This window comes from Rhizobium sp. WSM4643, from assembly GCF_025152745.1.
GTDB lineage: Bacteria > Pseudomonadota > Alphaproteobacteria > Rhizobiales > Rhizobiaceae > Rhizobium > Rhizobium leguminosarum_I.
The window spans coordinates 2,886,043-2,907,629 of sequence record NZ_CP104040.1 but is presented as its reverse complement, the minus strand read 5'-3'; the positions used below and the strand labels follow the sequence as shown (position 1 = coordinate 2,907,629).

The following is a 21,587-nucleotide window of genomic DNA, read 5'->3' as shown; positions in this document are numbered from 1 at the left end:
TGTTTTTCTTCTGTTTTAGTCTTGTCCTCCTAACCCGGTTTGCGGAAAAGCCTGGTCTGCTCGAACAGGCCTTCCAGTGTCTTCATGCGTTCCTTCGTCTCGTCCCAGGTCGAATTCTGAACGGCCTCGATCAGCGCTTCGACGATGAAAAGGGTGACGACGGAGGAATCCCAGGCCGACGGCGCCTCGATCCGGACGCGGAAGGCATGCCTGGCGAGCTTGGCGGCCGGCGAGCCCCACTGGTCGGTGAAGACGACGATTTCGGCGCCGCGCTTGCGGGCGGCGGTGGCGAGGCTCACCATCTCCTGCTCGTAGCGGCGGATGTCGAAGATAATCAGGATGTCGCCCGCATTCATGTTGAGGGCATATTGCGGCCAGCTGCTGGAATTCGAAGATAGCAGCGTCGTTGCCGGCCGGATCACCTGCATGTGGGTGAAGAAATACTCTGCAAGCGCGCCGGTGATGCGGCCACCGACGAAATAGAGGCCACGCTTGCGGTCGGAAAGCAGCGCGGCGACGCTGTCGAAAGTCGCGGTGTCGAGATCGGTCAGCGTCTGGCGCAGATTGCCCATGATAGCATCGGCGAAACGGTTGAGAATATGCGTGCCCGGGGCATTCTGCGCCCAGCGGTCGTGCTTGGCGATCGGGTTCGAGATCGTCGCCTCGACTTCCTGATGCAGATGCGCCTGAAAGTCCGGATAGCCCTTGAAGCCGAGTTTCTGCACCATACGCACGACGGTTGGCGTCGAGACGCCGGCGTTCTCGGCGATCGTGGTAATGCTGCCGAGGCCGGAGACCGGATAATTGTCGAGCAGGCTTTCGGCCAGCTGCTTCTCGGCACGCGTCAACACCCCCAAATGCGAGTGTATGACGTCCGAAACCGTCTTCGACGCAACTGTCACGTAACTATGCTCCCCGGGATGGTCTGGCGCCACTTTCCCACTCAAAGTTAACAACGCTGTCACAATCCATGTCAACTACTGTCATGAAAAGAAATTTTCAGCAGATGCTTGACACCGGCCGAAACCTGAAGAATTCTTTTCTTCATCAAGAACTTGTTAAGGGAAAAGGAGTGGCGCCTTTGGTGCTGGCCCGGCCGAAAATCCTCAGTGAAGCGGACGGTGACTGCGTCGGGATCGAACGCATCCACGGCCGGAGCCCGGTGCTTCTGATTTGCGAGCACGCGTCGAATGCCCTTCCAGCCCTTTTCGGCGATCTCGGCCTGCCCAGCGAAGCGCTCTCCAGTCACATCGCCTGGGACCCGGGCGCGCTTGCGGTCGCCCGCAACATATCGGAAGCGCTTGACGCGACGCTCGTTTACCAGCGGTTCTCCCGGCTTATCTACGACTGCAACCGGCCGCCCAGTTCGCCCGGCGCCATGCCGGAGACCAGCGAGATCTACGCCATTCCCGGCAACAGGGATTTGAGCCCGGAAGAACGGCTTGCGCGGAGCGACGCGCTTTACGTGCCTTTCCATGATGCCATTCGCGGGCTGATCCGTGATCGCCGGGCGAGGGAGCAGGACAGCATTGTCGTGACGATGCACAGCTTCACGCCGGTCTATCACGGCCACGAACGCGCCGTCGAACTCGGCATATTGCACGATGAGGACAGCCGGCTGGCCGACCGCATGCTGGAGGCTGCGGCCGAGGCGCCGCTTTACAGAACGGAACGCAACGAGCCTTACGGGCCTGAGGACGGCGTCACTCACACGCTGATCCTGCACGGGCTTTCGAACGGCTTGCGCAATGTGATGATCGAGGTCCGCAACGACCTCATCGCAGACGATATCGGTCAAGGGGTCATGGCCGACTATCTGACAGGGCTGCTCCAGCAAAGCCTGGACACCTGACATAATAAGAAGACCTGAGGGAGCAGTCTAACTGCGAACGTCCGGATGGCGGAAATGCCTCGGACTATTGGCACTGAACCGGCCGCAATTCCGCGGCCGATCGTGAACAGGGGAAAGTCATGTCGGACTATACCGATCAGGATAAGAAGCAGGACGTCCATGTTCTGCATTCAATGGGTTACGCCCAGGAACTCGAGCGACGAATGAGTTCGTTCTCGAATTTCGCGATTTCGTTTTCTATCATCTGCATCCTTTCAGGTGGTATCAATTCGCTCGCGCAGGCGACATCGGGCGTCGGCGGCGCGGCCATCGGCATCGGTTGGCCGGTCGGCTGCATCATCTCGTTGTTCTTCGCCCTTGGTATGGCGCAGATCTCTTCGGCCTATCCGACGGCCGGCGGGCTCTACCACTGGAGCTCTATTCTCGGCACCCGCTTCACGGGCTGGCTGACGGCCTGGTTGAACCTGCTCGGCCTCATCACCGTTCTCGGCGCCATCAACATCGGCACGGCCCTGTTCCTCGGCGGCACGTTCGGCGCCCAGCTCGGTATCGCCGATGCCAGCGGCGTCGTCTCGCCCGGCATGCAGGTTGTCCTGGTCGTGCTCTTCACGATCTTCCAGGCGGCGATCAACCATTTCGGCATCGGCCTGACGGCAAAGCTCACCGACTTCTCCGGTACGCTGATCCTCGTGACCGCGGCCGTTTTGACGATCGCATGCTTCTACTTCGCTCCGACGCATGATTTCTCGCGTCTGTGGACGTTCACCAATTATTCCGGCGAGGCCGGCGGCTCGGTTTGGCCACAGTCGGACAGCATGTGGTATATTTTCGGCCTTGGTTTGCTTCTGCCGATCTATACGATCACTGGTTACGACGCGTCCGCTCACACGTCGGAAGAGACCAAGAAGGCGGCTCTTTCCGTGCCGCGCTCGATGGTATCATCGGTCATCTGGTCGTCACTTGCGGGTTGGGTAATGCTCTCGGCTTTCGTCATCGCCATTCCCGATATGGCCGAGGGCGCAAAACAGGGCTGGAGCGTGTTCTTCATGACCGTCAACGCCATCATGCCGGCCTGGCTGGTGACGCTTCTCTATGTCGCTATCTTCATCTCGCAGTTCCTCTGCGGCCTTGCGACGGTCACCTCCTGCTCGCGAATGATCTTCGCCTTCTCGCGCGACGGCGGCATTCCTGTCGGTTCGAAGACGCTTGCGAGCGTCAGTCCGAAGTTCCGCACACCGGTTGCGGCGATCTGGACGGGCGCGGCTCTCGAAAGCCTGTTCGTCTGGGGCGCGTTGTTCATCTCGGTCGGCGAGGCAAGCCTCTATGTCACCGTGGTCAACGCGACGCTGATCTTCCTCTTCCTGTCCTTCCTCTTCCCGATCGTGCTCGGCATCTTCGCCTACGGCACCAAGAAGTGGCCGGCACCGGGACCGTGGAACCTCGGTAGCGGCGTCTACAAGGCGGTCGGCGTTCTCGCAACCCTTGGCATGATCCTGATCGTCTACATCGCGATCCAGCCGCCGAACGACAAGGTCCTCGGCGTGACCCTCGGCCTCATCGTGCTGGCGATCGTCATCTGGTTCGCGGTTGAGAACCGACGCTTCCAGGGTCCGCCTATCGGCGACATGATCGCCAAGCGAAAGGGCGAGATCGCTGCCGCGGAAGCCGCTGTCGGTGAAACCGGTGCTGTCGCCGTTCCCGGCGAATAATCGGGCGCATTGCGAAGAAACGGGCCGCATCCTGCGGCCCCATCACCGGTCCAACGAAAAGGCATCCGGCCGGCCAATTCCGGCGATGGCATGCCATTTCGTTGCCCCGGTTTCCGATTTTCCCATTTCTCGTTCAGGCGGATCAATCATGAGCAGCTACACAATCGACGATCTCAGGAAGGATGTTGCCGAAGGGCGCATCGACACGGTTCTGGCCTGCCAGGTGGATATGCAGGGCCGGCTGATGGGCAAGCGTTTCCAGGCGGAATATTTCGTCGAGAGCGCCTGGAAAGAAACACACAGCTGCAACTACCTGATCGCCACCGACATGGAGATGGAGACCGTCTCCGGCTACAAGGCGACGAGTTGGGAGAAGGGCTACGGCGACTACACGATGAAGCCAGATCTTGCGACGCTGCGTCGTATTCCCTGGCTCGAAGGCACCGCGCTGGTGCTCTGCGATATGCTTGACCACCATACGCACGAGGAGGTCGCCCACTCGCCGCGCGCGATCCTGAAGAAGCAGGTGAAACGGCTCGAGGATATGGGCATGAAGGCCTACATGGCCTCCGAGCTCGAATTCTTCCTGTTCGACCAGAGCTACGAAGCGGCGCAGGCTTCCGGCTACCGCAACCTCAAGCTCGTCAGCGCCTACAACGAGGACTACCACATCTTCCAGACCACCAAGGAAGAAGAGGTGATGCGGGCGATCCGTACCGGGCTGCAGGGCGCCGGCATTCCGGTTGAGAACTCCAAGGGTGAGGCATCGGCCGGCCAGGAGGAGATCAACGTGCGCTACGCCGATGCGCTCGCCATGGCAGACCGGCATGCGATCATCAAGAATGGCTGCAAGGAGATCGCCTGGTCGAAGGGCAAGGCCATCACATTCCTCGCCAAGTGGAATTACAATGCCGCCGGCAGTTCCTCGCATATCCACCAGTCGCTTTGGAGCCTGGAGGAAAAGCCGCTATTCTTCGACCATACCGGCAAATACGGCATGTCACCGCTGATGCACAATTACGTTGCCGGCCTTCTCTCCCACGCGAGCGAGATTACCTATTTCCTGGCGCCCTACATCAACTCCTACAAGCGCTTCATGGCCGGCACGTTTGCACCGACCAAGGCGATTTGGAGCAAGGACAACCGGACGGCCGGCTATCGCCTGTGCGGCGAAGAGACCAAGGGTATCCGCATCGAGTGCCGCGTCGGCGGCTCCGATCTCAATCCTTATCTCGCCTTCGCCGCGCTGCTTGCCGCCGGCATTGACGGGATCGAAAACAAGCTGGAACTCGAAGCCCCTTTCGTCGGCGACGCCTATGGCGGCAAGGGCGTTCGCGAAATCCCACGCACCCTGCGCGCGGCCACGACTGAAATGACGGAATCGGCTATGCTGCGTAAAGCCTTCGGCGACGACGTGATCGATCATTACACCCGTGCTGCCGAATGGGAGCAGGAAGAATACGACCGCCGCATCACCGACTGGGAAGTGGCGCGCGGTTTCGAAAGAGCTTAATAGGCATTTGCGATTTGCTTGCCCCTCACCCTAACCCTATCCCCGTAAAAACGCTAGGGCATATACATATCTCGCAAAGCCCATCCATCGGCGACGGCTCGAAAGTATTTGAGGCCGTTGAAGAAGGTGATTGGGCCCGGCGGCTTGGCCGAGGCGTAGCCGTTCCAGCCGCCGAGCTTGGCGATGATCCAGGCGGCCCAAGCCAGCGAGGCCTTAGAGTGGGGATTGGACTGCAGCTTGGTTGTGCCCTTGAAACGGCTTTCGAGGGCGGCGAGGGTATCGATCTCGGCTGCCGTGAAGGTCAGGCTTGCCGGCTGGTGATCGCCGCCGCTGCGGGCTTGGACGAGCTGGAGGACGATTGCTGCGGCCTTGGCGGCGATGGCGACGAGCTTTTCCAGCCGTGCCGCCAGATGCAACTGGCTGTCCTCGATCTTGAAGCCTTGGTTCTTCATCACCCGAAAGAACTGCTCGATCATCCAGCGCTGCTTGTACCAGGCGACGATCTGCCAGGCATCGGCCGGGCTGCTGAGCCAATGGGTGGTCAGGAGCAGCCAGTGCAAGGGCTCGACACCGTCGGGGGCGGCCGGTTCAACGATCTCGACCCAGCTCAGCCTGACGCCATCGGGCAGGCCGGCCTCGCGCAGGTTTTGCGGCCGCCGGATCGTCGCTTCGCCGAAGCGCAGGCACACCGTCGCCTGCCGCGCCGGACGGTCGGCGCGCTCGCGCAGATCAATCGTCTGAGTATCGCAAAACGCCACCGTTTCGACCGCGCGGCGCAGTTTGGAACCGTCGATGAGCGCATGGTCATGCATGACGCGCGACAAAAGATCGAAGCGCCGATCGGGCAGGCGCGCCCACATGATGAAGAAGTCACCCTCCCGGTCGGCGATCGCCGTGACCCGGGCCGCACGCGAAAGCACCAGTTTGGCCGCCTCTGCCGTCTCCACCCAGCGCCGCGATTCCTTTTCGTTCAACGGCCGCTCGGCATGCGGCGTAAGCTCTTCGCTACCCCGCGTCCAGACCCGGCCGCCCACCAGGCCAAGGCAGCTGCCGGTGTCGGCATCGAGCGCCAGCATCGGATGCAGCAAAAGGCCAAAGCAATTGCCTTTTTTGATCTTGCCCAATTCCCGCCGGCTGTCCGGCGTCGTCGCAAACTTGATCTCGCTGGTGTCCTGCAGCGCCAGCACGTGGCGACCCTCAACCGCAGACCGGGTCTCCTGGCTCCAGCCGGCAATGATCTCTTCCACGCTCACCGCACTGTTGTTGAGAAAACGCCCGAACCGGATCTCCTGCGAATGGTTGCCCTCGGCCAACTGGCGAAGGCAAACCGTCTCGCGCAGCACAATGCGACGGAGCAGCACCGCCCCCCTTTATCGAGACGACGATCTCCAAACCGGCCCAACGAAAAATCATGCCCTACATCCATCGGCGACGCTCCCAAATCAAAACGTCGCCAAAACAATCATACAGCCCGCAGTAAAGGAATCCGACCCCCGCAAACCGAGTCAATCCGTCGCACCCACTTATGTATATGCCCTAGCGTAAAAACGGGGAGAGGGGACGTGCCAAACGCAGCGTCAATGTTAGGGAATGCCGGTGCGGTATGTCCCCTTCGCCCCGTCTACGGGGAGAAGGTGCCGGCAGGCGGATGAGGGGCCACGGCTTCACGCAAATTTTGAAAGTACGAGGACAGGAAACAGATCATGGCAATGATCCAATGCATTTCACCGGTTGACGGGTCGGTCTATGCCGAGCGCGCAGCCCTTTCTCTCGATGCCGCCAAGGATGTGGTGGCGCGCGCCCGCAAGGCGCAGAAAGCCTGGGCGAAACGGCCGCTCGAAGAGCGTGTGCAACTGGTGCTGAATGGCGCTGCGCGGTTGAACGAGATGGCCGACGTCGTCGTGCCGGAGCTTGCCTGGCAGATGGGTCGGCCGGTCAAGTATGGCGGCGAATACAAGGGCTTCAACGAGCGCTCCAACTATGTCGCTTCGATCGCGGCGGATGCGCTGGCGCCTGTCGTCGTCGAGGAGAGCGAGCGTTTCGAGCGCCGCATCGAGCGCGAGGCGCATGGCGTCGTCTTCGTCGTCGCGCCGTGGAACTATCCCTATATGACGGCGATCAACACGATTGCGCCGGCGCTGATGGCCGGCAATACCGTGGTGCTGAAACATGCCTCGCAGACGCTGCTGGTCGGCGAGCGACTGGTGCAGGCCTTCATCGAGGCCGGCGTTCCCGAGAATGTGTTCCAGAACATCTTCCTCGATCATGAAACGACGTCGGCGCTGATTGCCGCCGGCAGCTTCAATTTCGTCAACTTCACCGGATCGGTCGAAGGCGGGCGGTCAATGGAGCGGGCGGCTGCCGGCACCTTCACCGGCCTTGGCCTCGAGCTCGGCGGCAAGGATCCGGGTTATGTCATGGAGGACGCCGATCTCGAGGCGGCCGTCGACACGCTGATGGACGGCGCGACCTACAACTCCGGCCAATGCTGCTGCGGCATCGAGCGTATCTATGTGCATGAATCGCTCTACGATGCCTTCGTCGAGAAATCGGTCGCCTGGGTGTCGAACTACAAGCTCGGCAATCCGCTCGATCCCGAGACATCGCTCGGGCCGATGGCGCATAAGCGCTTCGCCAAGGTGGTGCGCGAGCAGATCGCCGATGCGGTTTCCAAGGGCGCCAAAGCGCTTGTCGATCCCAAGCTTTTCCCTCAGGATGACGGCGGCGCTTATCTCGCCCCGCAGATCCTCGTCGATGTCGACCACTCCATGGCCTTCATGCGCGAAGAGACTTTCGGTCCGGCAGTCGGCATCATGAAGGTGAAGAGCGACGAGGAGGCACTCGCTTTGATGAACGACAGCCAGTACGGGCTGACGGCCTCGCTCTGGACGCAAGATGTCGAGCGGGCAGGGCGGCTTGGGCGCGAGATCGAAACCGGCACCGTTTTCATGAACCGCGCAGATTATCTCGATCCGGCGCTTTGCTGGACCGGCGTCAAGGAGACCGGCCGCGGCGGCTCGCTGTCGATCATCGGCTTCCACAATCTGACGCGCCCGAAATCCTTCCATCTGAAGAAAGTCACAGCATGAGCAGCAACATCACCGCAAACTGGAGCTATCCGACATCGGTCAAGCTCGGCCGGGGCCGCATCGCGGAACTGGCCGACGCCTGCAAGATCCTCGGCATCAAGAAGCCGCTGCTCGTCACAGACCGGGGCCTTGCCTCGATGGCGATCACCAAGACTGCGCTCGATATCCTAGAAGATGCCGGTCTCGGTCGGGCGATCTTTGCCGATGTCGATCCGAACCCGAACGAGAAGAACCTCGAAGCCGGCGTCAGGGCTTTCAAGGACGGCGGCCATGACGGCGTCGTTGCCTTCGGCGGTGGCTCCGGCCTCGATCTCGGCAAGTGCGTCGCCTTCATGGCCGGCCAGACGAGGCCGGTCTGGGACTTCGAAGATATCGGCGACTGGTGGACGCGTGCGAGCCTTGAGGGGATCGCCCCGATCGTTGCGGTGCCGACAACGGCAGGCACCGGGTCGGAAGTCGGGCGCGCCAGCGTCATTACCAATTCCGAAACCCATGTGAAGAAGATCATCTTCCATCCGAAGTTCCTGCCTGGCGTCGTCATTTCCGATCCGGAACTGACGGTCGGCATGCCGAAGATCATCACGGCCGGCACGGGCATGGATGCTTTCGCCCATTGCCTGGAGGCCTATTCCTCGCCCTTCTATCACCCGATGTCAGCCGGCATCGCGCTCGAAGGCATGCGTCTCGTCAAGGAGTTCCTGCCGCGCGCCTATCGGGAAGGCACGGATCTCGAAGCCCGCGCCAACATGATGGCCGCTGCCGCCATGGGAGCGGTCGCCTTCCAGAAGGGGCTCGGTGCCATCCACGCGCTGTCGCACCCGATCGGCGCCGTCTACAACACCCATCACGGCATGACCAATGCGGTGGTGATGCCGGCAGTGCTGCGCTTCAACCGCAAGCCGATCGAGGAGAAGATCGGCCGAGCCGCCGCCTATCTCGGCATTTCGGGCGGTTTCGACGGGTTCTACGACTATGTGCTGAAGCTCCGCTCGGAACTCGGCGTGCCGGAGACGCTGTCGGCGATGGGAATTGCTGCCGACCGCATCGACGAATTGTCGGCCATGGCGATCGAAGATCCGAGCGCGGGCGGCAACCCGGTTGCAATGACGCTGGAAAATACCAAGGCCCTTTTCAAGGATTGCTTCTGACAAGATAAGAGCGGACCAACAGACTGGCCTGGAAAACCTCGGTTTTCCAGGCTTTTTTCGTTACGGTGGCATCCCTATTTTTAGGGATGTGAAAAATACCGGCTGCAATTTCGCCGCGCGTGTTTCGAATTTGTTAACCATGATTAGAAAGAATGCATTAACCGCACAATGCTCCGATGGTGCGTAAAAGAGCGATTCCGGCTCGCACCATCCCTTCCGAGGACCGAACATGCCTGTCATCACATTCGCAAATACCAAGGGCGGCGCCGGCAAGACGACCGCTGTTCTGCTGCTCGCGACCGAGCTTGCCCGCAAAGGCTATCGCGTCACCATTCTCGACGCCGACCCGCAGCACTGGATTTCGCGCTGGCACGAAATATCAGGTCATGTGCCCAATCTTTCGGTGATCGATTTCGTCACGACTGCGTCGCTGCCGGTGCATATCAGCGAGAACCAGCACAATACCGACTATTTCATCGTCGATCTGCCCGGTGCGCGCAATCCGTTGCTTGCCACCGCCGTCGGCCTTTCCGATCACGTGCTGATCCCGATCCAGGGCTGTGCGATGGATGCGCGGGGCGGCGCGCAGGTGCTCGAACTGCTGCAGTACCTGGATGAGAAGGCCGGCATCAAGATCGGCCATTCGGTGGTGCTCACCCGCGTCAACTCGATGGTGACGACGCGGGCGCTGCAAGTTGTCAAGTCGCTGCTCAGCGAGCGGCATGTGCCGGTGCTCGATACGGCTATCATCGAACGCTCCGCCTTCCGCGACATCTTCGACTGTGGCGGCACGCTGCACACGATCGATCCCACACGCGTCAGCAATCTCGACAAGGCACGGGAAAACGCCACCTGTTTTGCCGAGGAAATGATGCGCAAGCTGCCGGTGAGGCTGACGGCATCCGCCCGCGTGACGAGCCCGATGGTCCGCTCCGCAGCCTGAATATCTCCTGCATGAAACGACAAGGCCGCCGGAGCGATCCGGCGGCCTTGTCGTTTCTATCGCGAGAATGATTTCAATCGACGAATTCGACCGTCACTCCCGGCTTGACCATTTTGGCAAGCTCTGTCGCATCCCAGTTGGTCAGACGGATACAACCGTGGCTCTGGGTGCGGCCGATCTTCGAGGGTTCGGGCGTGCCGTGAATGCCGTATGTCGGCTTGGAAAGCGCCATCCAGACGGTGCCGACGGGGCCGTTCGGACCGGGCGGGATGTTGAGGATCTTGTCGTTGGCACCCTGCTGGAAATTGATCTTCGGATTATAGGTATAACCGGGATTGAGGGCGACGCGCTCGACATTTACCAAGCCCGACGGAGAAGGGGTGTCGGTGGAGCCGATCGATGCCGGATAGGCGGCGAGGAGATTGCCGGCGCCGTCGTAGGCGAAGACCTGCTTGCGGCCCTTGTCGGCGATGATGCGGGCAACTTCGCCGCTCTTCGGCTCGCCCGGATTGACGACCTTGATGATGGTGCCTGCAACTGTGAAATCGGCGCCGGGGTTCATCTCTTTGAGAAAGGCCTCATCCATGTGGAAGCGTTCGGCCAGCATTTCGGTCGTCGAGGTGTAGGCGAGCGACGGCAGCAGCGCCTTGTGCGAATAATCTTCCGGGATCTCGGCGACGAAGGGACCGGCGGCATCGGCCGGCGTGATCGTGTAGCTGACGACGGGCAGGCCGCCGTTCATGCGCAGCTCTTCCAGAATGGCGTCGGTGTCGTTCGGATCGAGCTTCGAGCCGGTCATCTGGTCATAGGCATAGATGCCCTTGGTGACGTTCGAGCCCATATGGCCGTCGATGACGCCCGGAGAGATGCCGGCGCGATCGAGGAAGACCTGCAATGCGACGATCTCGGGCTTCGACTTGTTCTTCAGCGTGATGACGGGCTCATCGGGTGCGGTCTTCGGCTGGTCGGCGGGCGGGATCTGCTGGTCGGGGTCGATCGAGGCATAGTCGCCGCCAGGCTGCGGATTGCCGATGCTGTTGTCATCGGGATAGGGCTCGTCGCCGAGCGGCTGACGTTCGATCGCCGCATCGCGCGGAATACCGCCGGTGACGGCGCCGCGCTCGGAATAACGTGTATCGCCATCGGGATTGTTGTCGGGATAATAGGGATCGTTGCCGTACTGGTCGTTATAGACTTCCCGCGGGCCGGGCCGCGGCGGATAGTAGCCGCGGGCGCGCATTTCGGTGGCGACGACATTGCCATAGTCGTCGATCAGCACGCGATTGCCGCTACGGTCGCGGGCGTAGATATAGCCAGCTGGAACATAATCGAGGATTTCGCCGCTTGGCGTCACAAGCACGATATCGCTCTGGCGGCGATCGCGGAACTGCTGTGCGCCTGCCTCCGGCGCTGTAGCAGCAAGGGCAGCCAGGACGGCCGCGAAGCAAAAGGCCGACTTCAAAAAGCGATTCACGTCTCATACCTCGAACAGTGACTGGCAGACACACACCTGCGAATTTTGACGCTAGTATGGAATTTATGAAAGCGTACTGAACAAAATATGAAAATCACTAAGATTTCCTTTTACTCATAAACGTTTGCGTCCTTGTGGCAGTTCCGCAAAATCCACGATTGCTGCAAATGCACAAGATGGAGACGACGCCGATTGACGAATGGCGACGCAAAACCTAACGCTAGCGCATCCTACTCTCCGAAAATCGGATTGGATTTTCGGAGAGTAGGATGCGTCGATTCAAAGTGTTAGCGTCCTTTGTGCGTCCGAAAGGACGCACGGGCTCTAAAAGCGACAATTCCCCGAGGAGACTGTGATGATCGAATTTGCCGCCGCAAGCGGGCCGCGCCTGATGCTGGACGAAACATCGGTGCTGGATATCGGCGGATGTATCGTCGACGGCGTCGACATCGCGCCGAAACGCGCCATTCCCGACGACGGTGATACGCGAATCGATCACTCGCTCGAGGGCTTTCTCTTCACCTGCGGGCCGGATCATATCCGCCACCGCCAGCCGATCCCGGGCCGGGATGATGGCAAGGTCTATCCGCTGCACGGATCGGCCGCCGGCCATGCGGCAAAGGTGCTGTGGACGAAATTCGAGAATGGCAACGCCGAATGCCGCGCCGATATCGACATCACCACCATCGAAGGATTGCCACAGCGCATCGAGCGGCTGTGGCAGATCGATGGGGCGACCGGCGAGGTGCGGCTCGAGGATCGGGTCGTCAATACGAGCGATCGGACGGTGCCGACCTTCCTGATGTATCACATGAACACTGGCGCTAAATGGCTGGACGAGGGCACACGGCTTGAAGGCCAGATGCTGGAGAATGGCGGTTTCCCCTGGGCATTCGGGGAGGAGCCGGGTGGCATCTTCTGCGTCGCGGCGCCGGCTGCGGAGGAGGGTTTTGCGGAGGTCCGCCTCGGACCGATCGCCGCAATCGGCGGCAGGACGCTGCGCGTGCGCTTCCGCGCCGACACGCTGCCCCATCTGCAGGTCTGGCGGAACCAGAAGGCGCCCGCCGATATCATCGGCATCGAGCCGGTTTCGCATCGCTGGATATCGCGCGACGAGCTTCAGGCAGCCGGCGAGTTCCACATGCTGGCGCCAGGCGAGAGCCGCAGCTATGCGCTAACCTTTGCTTTCCTATGAGCGAAGTGTTGTTGACGCTGGCAGACCTCCGTCGTAGACCTTCAACCCACGATTTTTGAGGAGACAAGACGATGGATATTCGCCAGATCGACGATGAATATTCGGTTTCAGGCCAGATCACGCTGGAGGAGCTCGACGAGATCAAGGCGCTGGGGTTCAAATCGATCGTCTGCCACCGTCCCGACCACGAAAATCCCGACCAGACGTCGTTCTCCGTCATTGAGGCGCGCGCCAGGGAGCTCGGCCTCGAGATCGCCCATGTGCCGGTTGGACCGATGGGCGTGACCGAGGAAGCCGTACAGGGCATGGTCGACGCGCTCGATGAATTCCCGCGGCCAATGCTCGGCTATTGCCGCTCTGGCGCACGCTCGACGGCGATTTACCAGAAGACCCACCATATCCGTAGTTGAGCCCGTTCCGGGGCCGATTTTGCGGCGTTGAACCTCAGCGCCGCCACCTGCCATTCACTCAGGAGACTATAATGAGCATCAAGCGTATCGACGTCGGCTCGCGCATGAGCGGCGCCGTCATTCACGGCAACACGGTCTATCTCGCAGGCCAGGTCGGCGAGGGCGAAAGCGTCACCGATCAGTGCAAGTCCTCCCTTGGCGAAGTCGACCGCCTGCTGGCTGCATCAGGCAGCAGCAAGTCGAAGATCCTGCAGACGATCATCTACCTGTCCGATATCGCCGATTTCGCCGAGATGAACGCCGTCTGGGAAGGCTGGATCGATCCGGCCAATCCGCCGGCCCGCGCCACCAGCGAAGCCAAGCTCGCTGCGCCGAAATACAAGGTCGAGTTCATCATTACGGCGGCACTCGACTAAAGCAACTCCAGGAAAAGTGCGAGCGGTTTTCCGTCCGGAAGTGCGCAAAAACAAAAGTTTAGAGCGGCTCTGCGCTTCTATGAAAAGCTGAACCGTTCTAAGTCGCACCATTTCGTTTGCCTGAAGCCGGTGAGCGCTACGCGTGCTCACCGGCTTTTTGTTTGCGCGATTTCGGAGAGCGTGCGTGTCGGCGTGATCGCTTCGGGATCGAGCTTGACCTCGATGATTGCCGGCTTGCCGCTGGCGCGTGCCCGCTCAAAGGCCGGGGCGAAATCCGCCGTCGTTTCCACCGTCTCGCCGTGGCCGCCATAGGCGCGGGCAAGGGCTGCGAAGTCGGGATTGGTCAGGTCGGTGCTGCTGACGCGGCCGGGATATTCGCGCTCCTGATGCATGCGGATCGTGCCGTAGATGCCATTGTTGACGACGACTGCGATGATCGGCAGGCCATAGCGGATGGCGGTGGCGAATTCCTGGCCGTGCATCAGGAAGCAGCCGTCGCCGGCAAAGCAGATAACCTCGCGCTCGGGAAACAGCCGCTTGGCGGCCACCGCCGCCGGCAGGCCGTAACCCATTGACCCGGAGGTGGGGGCGGCCTGAGTGTTGAAGCGGCGAAAACGATGGAAGCGGTGCACCCAGGTGGCGTAGTTGCCCGCACCGTTGGTGAAGATTGTCTGCGGCCCGGTATTGGCCTCCAGCCATTCCATGATCGGCCCCATATGGACGGCGCCCGGTCCGCTCAAGGGCGGCTTCGACCAGGCGAGATAGGCCTGGTGCAGGCGCGCGGTGCGCTCGGTCCAATGTGGCTTGGCCGGCGCTTCCAGATCGGCGAGTGCGGCGACGAAATCGCTAGGTGCGGCGCAAATGGCAAGATCCGGACGGTAGATGCGGCCGAGCTCGGAAGGGTCGGGATAGATATGCACCAGCGATTGCTGGGGGTAGGGGATATCGATCAGCGTATAGGACGAGGACGGCATTTCCGACATGCGGCTGCCAAGCAGGATCAGCAGGTCGCTCTCCTTGATCGCCTTTGCCAGCGCCGGATTGATGCCGATGCCGACATCGCCGGCGTAGCAGGGATGGAGATGATCGAACAGCATCTGCCGACGGAAGGAGCAGCCGACAGGCAGGTGGAAACGTTCGGCGAAGCTCTGAAAATCGGCGACTGCATCGGCATCCCAGCGCGTGCCGCCAAGGATCACCATCGGACGCTCGGCCTTCAGCAGTCTTACATAGAGATCGTCGATCTGGCGGCGGCCGGGATGGGCCTCGACGGTGGCATAATGCCTGGCGCGGGGTGCTTCGACCTCATCGCGCAGCATGTCCTCCGGCAGCGTCAGCACGACAGGGCCGGGACGGCCGGAGGTTGCGACCGCAAAGGCGCGGGTGACGAACTCGGGAATGCGGGCGGCATCGTCGATCTCGCCCACCCATTTGGCGAATTCGGTGAAGGCGCGGCGGAATTCGACCTCCTGGAAGGCCTCGCGCTCGCGTGCTTCCCGCTGCACCTGGCCGATGAACAGGATCATCGGGATCGAGTCCTGCCTTGATATATGCAGGCCGGCGGAGGCGTTGGTGGCGCCAGGGCCGCGGGTCACCATGCAGATGCCGGGTTCGCCGGTCAGCCTGCCCCAGCAGTCCGCCATCATCGCCGCTCCGCCCTCCTGGCGGCAGACGAGGACGTCGATATCGCTGTCGCGCAACGCGTCGAGCACAGCAAGGAAGCTCTCGCCGGGCACGCAGGAGAGACGCTTGACGCCGTTCGCCTTCAGCGCCTCGACGATCAGTTCTCCGCCCGTCTTCTTCATGACGATGCCTTCTTCATGACGATGCCTTCCTCTCGCGCTCGGCGAGTTCCGCCAGAATTTCTGCCTGGTGTTCGCCGAGACGCGGGCTCGGCCTGACGTAATGTAGCGGCGTCTCCGACAGCACCACGGGCGTCCTGACACCGGGGATCAGGGTGCCGGCGGCATCCTCAAGGTCGATGCGCAGGCCGCGGGCCCGCACCTGCGGATGGGCGAACATTTCCTCGATCGTATTGATTGCGCCTGATGGAACCGCATTCTCCTCGCACGCCTTCAGCAGATCCGCCTTCTGCCATTTCACCGTCTCGGTGCAGACGAGGCGGTGCACTTCGCCGCGATTGCCGACGCGGGCCTTGTTGGTGGCGAAACGCTCGTCACCGGCGATGGTCTCCAGGCCGAGGATGGTGCAGAGGCGGCGGAACTGGCCGTCATTTCCAACTGCGAGAATGAGATACCCGTCAGCCGTCGGCACGACCTCATAGGGCGAGATATTGGGATGGGCGTTGCCGAGGCGGGTCGGCGCCTCGCCGGAAACCAGGTAATTCATGTTCTGGTTGGCGAGCACGGCCGATTGGACATCGAGCAGGGCCATGTCGACCAACTGGCCTTCGCCTGACTTCAGGGCGTGGATCAGGGCGGCTTCGATCGCCGAGACGGCATAGATGCCGGTGAAGATATCGGCGATGGCAACACCTGCCTTCATCGGCTGGCCGTCCGGCTCACCGGTGATCGACATGAAGCCGGACATGCCCTGGACGATGTAATCGTAGCCGGCGAAACTGGCGTAAGGGCCGTTCTGGCCGAAGCCGGTGATCGAGCAATAGACGAGCTTCGGGTTCAGCTTGCGCAGGCTGTCATAATCGAGCCCGTATTTGACGAGGCCGCCGACTTTGAAATTCTCGATCACCACATCGGCGGTGGAGACGAGGCGGCGGACGAGATCCTGGCCTTCGGCGCTCTTCAGGTCGGCGGTGACGGAGCGCTTGCCGCGATTGGCGGCGTGGTAATAGGCGGCCGAGAGGTTATTGCCGTCGGCGCCCTCGACGAAAGGTGGCCCCCATTGGCGCGTATCGTCGCCGCCGTCTGGATTTTCGACCTTGATGACGTCGGCGCCGAGATCGGCGAGCATCTGTCCCGCCCAGGGGCCGGCGAGCACGCGGGCAAGCTCGATCACCCGGATGCCGGCAAGCGGCGGTTTTTTCGTCACGGTCTCCGTCATGTTCCTCCGGCAGGTTCAGAGCATAGTGCCGAAAAGTGTGAGCGGTTTTCGGAATTGTACTCTCATTCTAGATTTACGGCGTCCACGTCGCCTCTGATGTATCGGATACCGGTTTCGATGCAAAGCGCCGCTCGCGCCAGAGGATATAGAAGCCAGACGCCATGATGATTATGATGCCGAGCCATTTGAGCGCGTTCGGGAAGTCGCCGAAGACCAGCCAGGCGAAGATCGTTGCCGAGACGATCTCGAAATATTGCAGCGGCGCCAGCGTTGAAGCCGGTGCTGCGCGATAAGCATAGACGCCAAGGATGCCCGATATCGCGGCCATGGCGCCGACGCCGGCGAGATAGAACCAGGCGCGGCCTTCCGGCATGACCGGATCGAAGATGTCGGAGCCGGTTCCCCGGCTGAGATAAAGCAGGATGATGCAGAAGAGCAGGCCCCAGATGCCCATCTGGAACTGCATCGACCAGGGATCTTCCCTATGCGAGAGCACGCGGGTCATCAGCACGAAGATCGCAATACAGAAGGCGCTGACGACAGGCAGAAGAGCGATGTAGCCGACCTCTTCGAAACTCGGCTGGATGATCAGCATCGCTCCGAAGAAGCCGACGCCGCAGGCCGTGTAACGCCGCCAACCGATCATCTCCTTCAGGAAGATACCGCCGAGGATCGTCAACATGATCGGTTCGACGAAGAAGATCGCTATTGCGTCAGCGACCGCCATGTATTTCAGCGTAGTGACAAAGGAGATCATCGAGATCGTGATGATCGCGCCGCGGATCGCGTGGAACAGGCTCTGGCGCCAGGAAAAATCGGCGAAGCTGCGCCGCCACACGACGATTGGCAGCATGCAGAGCGCTTGCACGGCGAAGCGGGCGGCGGTGATTTCGGCGGACGGGACGGTGAGGATGGCGAGCTTGGCGAAGATATCGATGATCGGCGAGAACATCACCGAGATAAACATCAGCGCAAGCCCCATCGTCACGTCGGAGGCGGACGAAACAGGGCGGGCGGAGGTGCTGTTCATGATGAAATCCCTGTCAGGATATTGGTCGCTCAGGATCCTGCGACGGCCCTGTCGCACCAGTCCGCGAAGGCTGCGATCGCCGCATCCGCGCCGATCTCATTTAGTGTTTCGTGACGCATGTCCTGATATATCTCAGTGCTGATACGGGAGAAGCCTTGCCCTTTCAAATGGTTTGACAGCCAGAGCAGGGCTTTTCCACGCTCCGTCGCAGGATCCTCCCCGCCTCCGACGAGATGGATCGGCATGTCCCGCGGCAGCCGGTCGAGGTGGATTTTCTGCGGCGCGCGGAAGGTCAGCTCGAAGAGATCGAGCCAGAGAGAGACTGAGGCGTCGAAGCCGCAGAGCGGATCGGTGACATACTTGTCGACTTCATCGGGAAGACGCGACAGCCAGTCGAACTCGGTGCGGCGGCCGGGAATGGATTTGCCCCAGGTGCCGAAGGTAAGCTTCGGCAGCAGGCCGCTCGGCACGTCGGAGCCCTTCAGCATGCGCTCGGCAAGCAGGATCGCCTGGGCGGCGCGGCCGGCAAGGCCGACGGCGAAATTCGAATTCCAGATCGCGACGGCGTCGAAGTCGGCCGGAGCCGTGACGGCAGCGTTGAGGGCGATGAGGCCGCCCATCGAATGGCCGAAGAGGATCACAGGCAGGCCGGGATGGCGGGAGGCCGCATAACCGCGCATAGCGATGACGTCGCCGGCCACCTTTTCGACTCCACCCCGCCAGGCAAAGCGACCGATCGGCGCATCGGGTGCCGTCGTCTCGCCGTGGCCTCGGTGATCATGGGCATAGACGTGATAGCCGCGCGCCGCCATCGCCTCGGCAAAGGAGCGGTATCGTTTCGAATGTTCGGCCAAGCCGTGCGATATCAACAGGATGCCACGAGCTGCAGCTTCGGCCTTGGCATGGTGATAGGCCAGCGACGCCCCAGGCACGGCCAGCCTTTGCGTTTCAGCAAACATATGGATCCTCCCGGCGGCAACAGACCAGATCGCTGGGCAATTGCAACATGGGTGCTTGATTATCCGACAATAAATTGCGGCCCTGTTGCGATTCAGGGTTGCGGCCTTTCGATCTTCGTGCTTATTTGTTCCTGTATTGTTCTTTTTTTGGGGGTTGAAATGAGCAGCATGCAGTTGCGTACCTTGACGATTGCCTTGTCGATGGTTGTTGCCGGCGCCGCCGTGGCGCAGGAGGCTGGCGGGCGCACCCGCTTCATTCTGGCGGCGAGCTGGCAGCCGGCCTTTTGCCAGACGAACCAGAAGAAGGCCGAATGCGCAAGCCAGACCGGCGAGCGCCCCGACGCGACGAACTTCTCGTTGCACGGGCTCTGGCCGATGCGGGAGGATTATTGCGGGGTGAGCGCCGAGCAGAAGACCGCCGACAAGGATGGCGACTGGAACAAGCTGCCGGAGGTCACGCTTGCGGCCGAGACGAAGACGGCGCTGGCAAAGGCGATGCCCGGCACGGAATCCGGCCTGGAACGGCATGAATGGGTGAAGCATGGCACCTGCACGAAGATGAGCGCCGACGACTATTTCGGTGTCGGCGTGCATCTGGTGGGCGCACTGAACGCGTCGGCCGTGCGCGATCTCTTCGCTGCCAACATCGGCAAGCCGGTCAAGGCCGACGCGATCAAGGCGGCTTTCGACAAGAGTTTCGGGCCGGGCGCCGGCGACCGCGTCAAGATGAGCTGCCGACGGGCCGGCAATGTCAGGCTGATCAGCGAGCTGACGATCGGGCTTTCGGAAGCCGCCGGGGCGGCATCGGCGAAAAGTACGGGCCTCGCCGATCTGATCCAGGGTGCGGGAAAAACGTCGTTCGGCTGCGACGAGGGCGTCGTCGACGCTGCGGGCTTTTGACCGGAAATCCTGAGTAAACCGGGTTTCGGCGTTGCCCGCAGGCGCTGTTTCGCCTACATAGCGGCACAATCGAAGTTTCCCGCCCGGAGCAGCGCAGCATGGCACGTCAGTTCATCTATCATATGTCCGGCCTTAACAAGGCCTATGGCAACAAGAAGATCCTGGAGAATATCCACCTTTCGTTCTACCCGGATGCCAAGATCGGTATCCTTGGTCCGAACGGCGCGGGTAAATCCACCGTGCTGCGCATCATCGCAGGCCAAGACAAGGAGTATACCGGCGAAGCCTGGCTCGCCGAAGGTGCGACCGTCGGCTATCTGGAGCAGGAGCCGCATCTCGATGCAAACAAGACGGTGTTCGAGAACGTCATGGAAGGCGTTGCCTCGAAGACGGCTGTCCTCGATCGCTACAATGAATTGATGATGAACTATTCCGACGAGACGGCGGAAGAGGGCGCCAAGCTTCAGGACGTCATCGATAGCCAGAACCTCTGGGATCTGGAAAGCCAGGTCGAAATGGCGATGGAAGCGCTGCGCTGCCCGCCGCGCGACGCCGATGTCACCAGCCTTTCGGGTGGTGAGCGACGCCGTGTCGCGCTCTGCCGCCTGCTGCTTTCGCAGCCGGACCTGCTGCTGCTCGACGAACCGACCAACCACCTGGACGCCGAAACCATCGCCTGGCTCGAAAAACATCTACGCGACTATCCGGGCGCCGTGATGATGATTACCCACGATCGCTACTTCCTGGACAACGTCACCGGATGGATCCTCGAACTCGACCGCGGCCGTGGCATTCCTTACGAGGGCAACTATTCGGCCTACCTGCAGGCGAAAGCCAAGCGCATGCTGCAGGAAAGCCGCGAAGACGCATCGCGCCAGAAGGCGATCAGCCGCGAACAGGAATGGATCGCTTCCAGCCCGAAGGCCCGTCAGGCCAAGTCCAAGGCCCGTATCAAGTCCTACGAGCAGTTGGTGGATGCCGCCGAGAAGCAGCGTCCCGGCGACGCGCAGATCATCATCCCGGTCAGCGAGCGCCTCGGCCAGGTGGTCATCGAGATGGAGGGCGTCACCAAGGGCTTCGAGGGCCGCACCCTGATCAACGACCTGTCGATCAAGCTGCCGCCCGGCGGCATCGTCGGTATCATCGGCCCGAATGGCGCCGGCAAGACGACGCTATTCAGGATGATCACCGGCCAGGAAAAGCCGGATGGGGGTTCGATCCGCATCGGCGAAACCGTGCATCTCGGTTATGTCGACCAGAGCCGTGACACCCTTGCGGCCGACAAGACGGTCTGGGAGGAAATTTCCGGCGGCGCCGAAATCATCAAGCTCGGCAAGTTCGACATGAACTCCCGCGCCTATTGCGGCGCCTTCAACTTCAAGGGCGGCGATCAGCAGCAGAAGGTCGGCAATCTCTCCGGTGGTCAGCGCAACCGCGTTCACCTTGCCAAGATGCTGAAGGCCGGCGGCAACGTTCTGCTGCTCGACGAACCGACCAACGACCTCGATACGGAAACGCTGGGTGCCCTTGAAAACGCGCTGGAAAACTTCGCCGGCTGCGCCATCATCATCAGCCATGATCGCATGTTCCTCGACCGGCTGGCGACGCATATTCTGGCTTTCGAAGGCGACGGCCATGTCGAATGGTTCGAAGGCAACTTCGAGGATTATGAACAGGACAAGGTTCGTCGTCTCGGCCCCGACGCCCTCAACCCGGGCAGCCAGGCCCATAAGCGTCTGACACGCTGATTTCACCCATTTTTCGTTTGTGAGAGCCCCGGTTCTGAACTGACCCCGAAAGTTGGACATCCAACCTCGGGGTTCAGTTCATTCGCTGGGGCTTTTTGATGTCGGGCTCTGTCGCAATCTGAGCAGGCAATTTCGTGGAGAGAGCGAATTGCTGCTTGCCACTGCTTTTCAAATCACATA

Annotated in this window: 18 protein-coding genes; 11 read left to right on the top strand and 7 right to left on the bottom strand. The window is 61.2% G+C overall.

All coding sequences use genetic code 11. The features are described 5' to 3' along the window. Window positions 1-29: 29 nt before the first annotated feature. Window positions 30-902, bottom strand: a complete 873-nt coding sequence (locus N1937_RS14630; protein ID WP_017965144.1) for a MurR/RpiR family transcriptional regulator — start codon at window positions 900-902, stop codon at window positions 30-32. A 179-nt stretch (window positions 903-1,081) separates the two neighbouring features. Here N1937_RS14630 and N1937_RS14625 point away from each other — a divergent pair, with 179 nt between their 5' ends. From N1937_RS14625 to N1937_RS14615, 3 genes are all read left to right on the top strand, one after another. After that, entirely contained in the window at window positions 1,082-1,852 is a 771-nt protein-coding gene (locus N1937_RS14625; protein ID WP_260058961.1) for an N-formylglutamate amidohydrolase, read from the top strand. Window positions 1,853-1,971: 119 nt separating this feature from the next. Then, window positions 1,972-3,561: an amino acid permease gene (locus N1937_RS14620; RefSeq protein WP_170254950.1), complete on the top strand. Its 1,590-nt coding sequence runs from the start codon at window positions 1,972-1,974 to the stop codon at window positions 3,559-3,561. Window positions 3,562-3,709: 148 nt separating this feature from the next. Further along, window positions 3,710-5,074, top strand: a complete 1,365-nt coding sequence (locus tag N1937_RS14615) for a glutamine synthetase family protein (protein WP_260056449.1) — start codon at window positions 3,710-3,712, stop codon at window positions 5,072-5,074. A 53-nt stretch (window positions 5,075-5,127) separates the two neighbouring features. Here the strand turns inward: N1937_RS14615 and N1937_RS14610 are convergent, their stop codons facing one another. After that, a complete protein-coding gene (locus N1937_RS14610) occupies window positions 5,128-6,435 on the bottom strand; it encodes an IS4 family transposase (RefSeq protein ID WP_017963437.1) in 1,308 nt (435 codons plus the stop codon). A gap of 342 nt (window positions 6,436-6,777) precedes the next feature. On the opposite strand from N1937_RS14610, the gene N1937_RS14605 reads away from it, so the two are divergent. The 3 genes from N1937_RS14605 (at window position 6,778) to N1937_RS14595 (ending at window position 10,254) form a co-directional block, all read left to right on the top strand. After that, the gene (locus N1937_RS14605) at window positions 6,778-8,163 is read left to right on the top strand and encodes an aldehyde dehydrogenase family protein (protein ID WP_260056448.1); all 1,386 of its coding nucleotides are present in this window, start codon (window positions 6,778-6,780) and stop codon (window positions 8,161-8,163) included. Beyond that, the gene (locus N1937_RS14600; protein ID WP_260056447.1) at window positions 8,160-9,311 is read left to right on the top strand and encodes an iron-containing alcohol dehydrogenase; all 1,152 of its coding nucleotides are present in this window, start codon (window positions 8,160-8,162) and stop codon (window positions 9,309-9,311) included. Before N1937_RS14605 ends, N1937_RS14600 begins: the two co-directional genes overlap by 4 nt. Before the next feature lie 229 nt (window positions 9,312-9,540). Then, window positions 9,541-10,254, top strand: a complete 714-nt coding sequence (locus tag N1937_RS14595) for a ParA family protein (RefSeq protein ID WP_170254953.1) — start codon at window positions 9,541-9,543, stop codon at window positions 10,252-10,254. A gap of 73 nt (window positions 10,255-10,327) precedes the next feature. On the opposite strand, the gene N1937_RS14590 is transcribed toward N1937_RS14595, so the two are convergent. Continuing rightward, window positions 10,328-11,728, bottom strand: a complete 1,401-nt coding sequence (locus tag N1937_RS14590) for a L,D-transpeptidase (RefSeq protein ID WP_017965137.1) — start codon at window positions 11,726-11,728, stop codon at window positions 10,328-10,330. 355 nt (window positions 11,729-12,083) lie between these two features. Here N1937_RS14590 and N1937_RS14585 point away from each other — a divergent pair, with 355 nt between their 5' ends. The 3 genes from N1937_RS14585 (at window position 12,084) to N1937_RS14575 (ending at window position 13,749) form a co-directional block, all read left to right on the top strand. Next, window positions 12,084-12,923: an aldose 1-epimerase family protein gene (locus tag N1937_RS14585; protein WP_170254955.1), complete on the top strand. Its 840-nt coding sequence runs from the start codon at window positions 12,084-12,086 to the stop codon at window positions 12,921-12,923. Window positions 12,924-12,994: 71 nt separating this feature from the next. Further along, window positions 12,995-13,333: a TIGR01244 family sulfur transferase gene (locus tag N1937_RS14580; protein ID WP_170254956.1), complete on the top strand. Its 339-nt coding sequence runs from the start codon at window positions 12,995-12,997 to the stop codon at window positions 13,331-13,333. A gap of 71 nt (window positions 13,334-13,404) precedes the next feature. After that, window positions 13,405-13,749: a RidA family protein gene (locus N1937_RS14575; protein ID WP_026154236.1), complete on the top strand. Its 345-nt coding sequence runs from the start codon at window positions 13,405-13,407 to the stop codon at window positions 13,747-13,749. Window positions 13,750-13,895: 146 nt separating this feature from the next. On the opposite strand, the gene N1937_RS14570 is transcribed toward N1937_RS14575, so the two are convergent. From N1937_RS14570 to N1937_RS14555, 4 genes are all read right to left on the bottom strand, one after another. Beyond that, window positions 13,896-15,554, bottom strand: coding sequence for a thiamine pyrophosphate-binding protein (locus N1937_RS14570; RefSeq protein WP_170254957.1), 1,659 nt, complete (start codon window positions 15,552-15,554; stop codon window positions 13,896-13,898). Between the two features lie 13 nt (window positions 15,555-15,567). After that, window positions 15,568-16,770 carry a CaiB/BaiF CoA transferase family protein gene (locus N1937_RS14565; protein ID WP_017965132.1) on the bottom strand — a complete coding sequence of 401 codons (1,203 nt, stop codon included), beginning with the start codon at window positions 16,768-16,770 and terminating at the stop codon, window positions 15,568-15,570. 73 nt (window positions 16,771-16,843) lie between these two features. After that, window positions 16,844-17,800: a DMT family transporter gene (locus N1937_RS14560; protein ID WP_170254958.1), complete on the bottom strand. Its 957-nt coding sequence runs from the start codon at window positions 17,798-17,800 to the stop codon at window positions 16,844-16,846. A gap of 29 nt (window positions 17,801-17,829) precedes the next feature. Then, window positions 17,830-18,759 (bottom strand): alpha/beta fold hydrolase, encoded by a 930-nt coding sequence (locus tag N1937_RS14555; protein WP_170254959.1) that lies wholly within the window; start codon window positions 18,757-18,759, stop codon window positions 17,830-17,832. Between the two features lie 159 nt (window positions 18,760-18,918). Between N1937_RS14555 and N1937_RS14550 the strand changes: the two genes are divergently transcribed. Both N1937_RS14550 and ettA read left to right on the top strand, forming a co-directional pair. After that, window positions 18,919-19,659 (top strand): ribonuclease T2 family protein, encoded by a 741-nt coding sequence (locus N1937_RS14550; RefSeq protein WP_170254960.1) that lies wholly within the window; start codon window positions 18,919-18,921, stop codon window positions 19,657-19,659. A gap of 98 nt (window positions 19,660-19,757) precedes the next feature. Then, window positions 19,758-21,407 (top strand): energy-dependent translational throttle protein EttA, encoded by a 1,650-nt coding sequence (gene ettA, locus N1937_RS14545; protein WP_162115944.1) that lies wholly within the window; start codon window positions 19,758-19,760, stop codon window positions 21,405-21,407. Window positions 21,408-21,587: the final 180 nt, after the last annotated feature.

What these genes read in the sequence shown, in the direction of transcription:
- N1937_RS14570 (WP_170254957.1), bottom strand. Translation starts at nt 15,554, where the DNA reads ATGAAGAAGACGGGCGGAGAACTGATCGTCGAGGCGCTGAAGGCGAAC.
- N1937_RS14615 (WP_260056449.1), top strand. Translation starts at nt 3,710, where the DNA reads ATGAGCAGCTACACAATCGACGATCTCAGGAAGGATGTTGCCGAAGGG.
- N1937_RS14585 (WP_170254955.1), top strand. Translation starts at nt 12,084, where the DNA reads ATGATCGAATTTGCCGCCGCAAGCGGGCCGCGCCTGATGCTGGACGAA.
- N1937_RS14555 (WP_170254959.1), bottom strand. Translation starts at nt 18,759, where the DNA reads ATGTTTGCTGAAACGCAAAGGCTGGCCGTGCCTGGGGCGTCGCTGGCC.
- N1937_RS14575 (WP_026154236.1), top strand. Translation starts at nt 13,405, where the DNA reads ATGAGCATCAAGCGTATCGACGTCGGCTCGCGCATGAGCGGCGCCGTC.
- N1937_RS14605 (WP_260056448.1), top strand. Translation starts at nt 6,778, where the DNA reads ATGGCAATGATCCAATGCATTTCACCGGTTGACGGGTCGGTCTATGCC.
- N1937_RS14620 (WP_170254950.1), top strand. Translation starts at nt 1,972, where the DNA reads ATGTCGGACTATACCGATCAGGATAAGAAGCAGGACGTCCATGTTCTG.
- ettA (WP_162115944.1), top strand. Translation starts at nt 19,758, where the DNA reads ATGGCACGTCAGTTCATCTATCATATGTCCGGCCTTAACAAGGCCTAT.
- N1937_RS14595 (WP_170254953.1), top strand. Translation starts at nt 9,541, where the DNA reads ATGCCTGTCATCACATTCGCAAATACCAAGGGCGGCGCCGGCAAGACG.
- N1937_RS14550 (WP_170254960.1), top strand. Translation starts at nt 18,919, where the DNA reads ATGAGCAGCATGCAGTTGCGTACCTTGACGATTGCCTTGTCGATGGTT.
- N1937_RS14600 (WP_260056447.1), top strand. Translation starts at nt 8,160, where the DNA reads ATGAGCAGCAACATCACCGCAAACTGGAGCTATCCGACATCGGTCAAG.
- N1937_RS14560 (WP_170254958.1), bottom strand. Translation starts at nt 17,800, where the DNA reads ATGAACAGCACCTCCGCCCGCCCTGTTTCGTCCGCCTCCGACGTGACG.
- N1937_RS14580 (WP_170254956.1), top strand. Translation starts at nt 12,995, where the DNA reads ATGGATATTCGCCAGATCGACGATGAATATTCGGTTTCAGGCCAGATC.
- N1937_RS14565 (WP_017965132.1), bottom strand. Translation starts at nt 16,770, where the DNA reads ATGACGGAGACCGTGACGAAAAAACCGCCGCTTGCCGGCATCCGGGTG.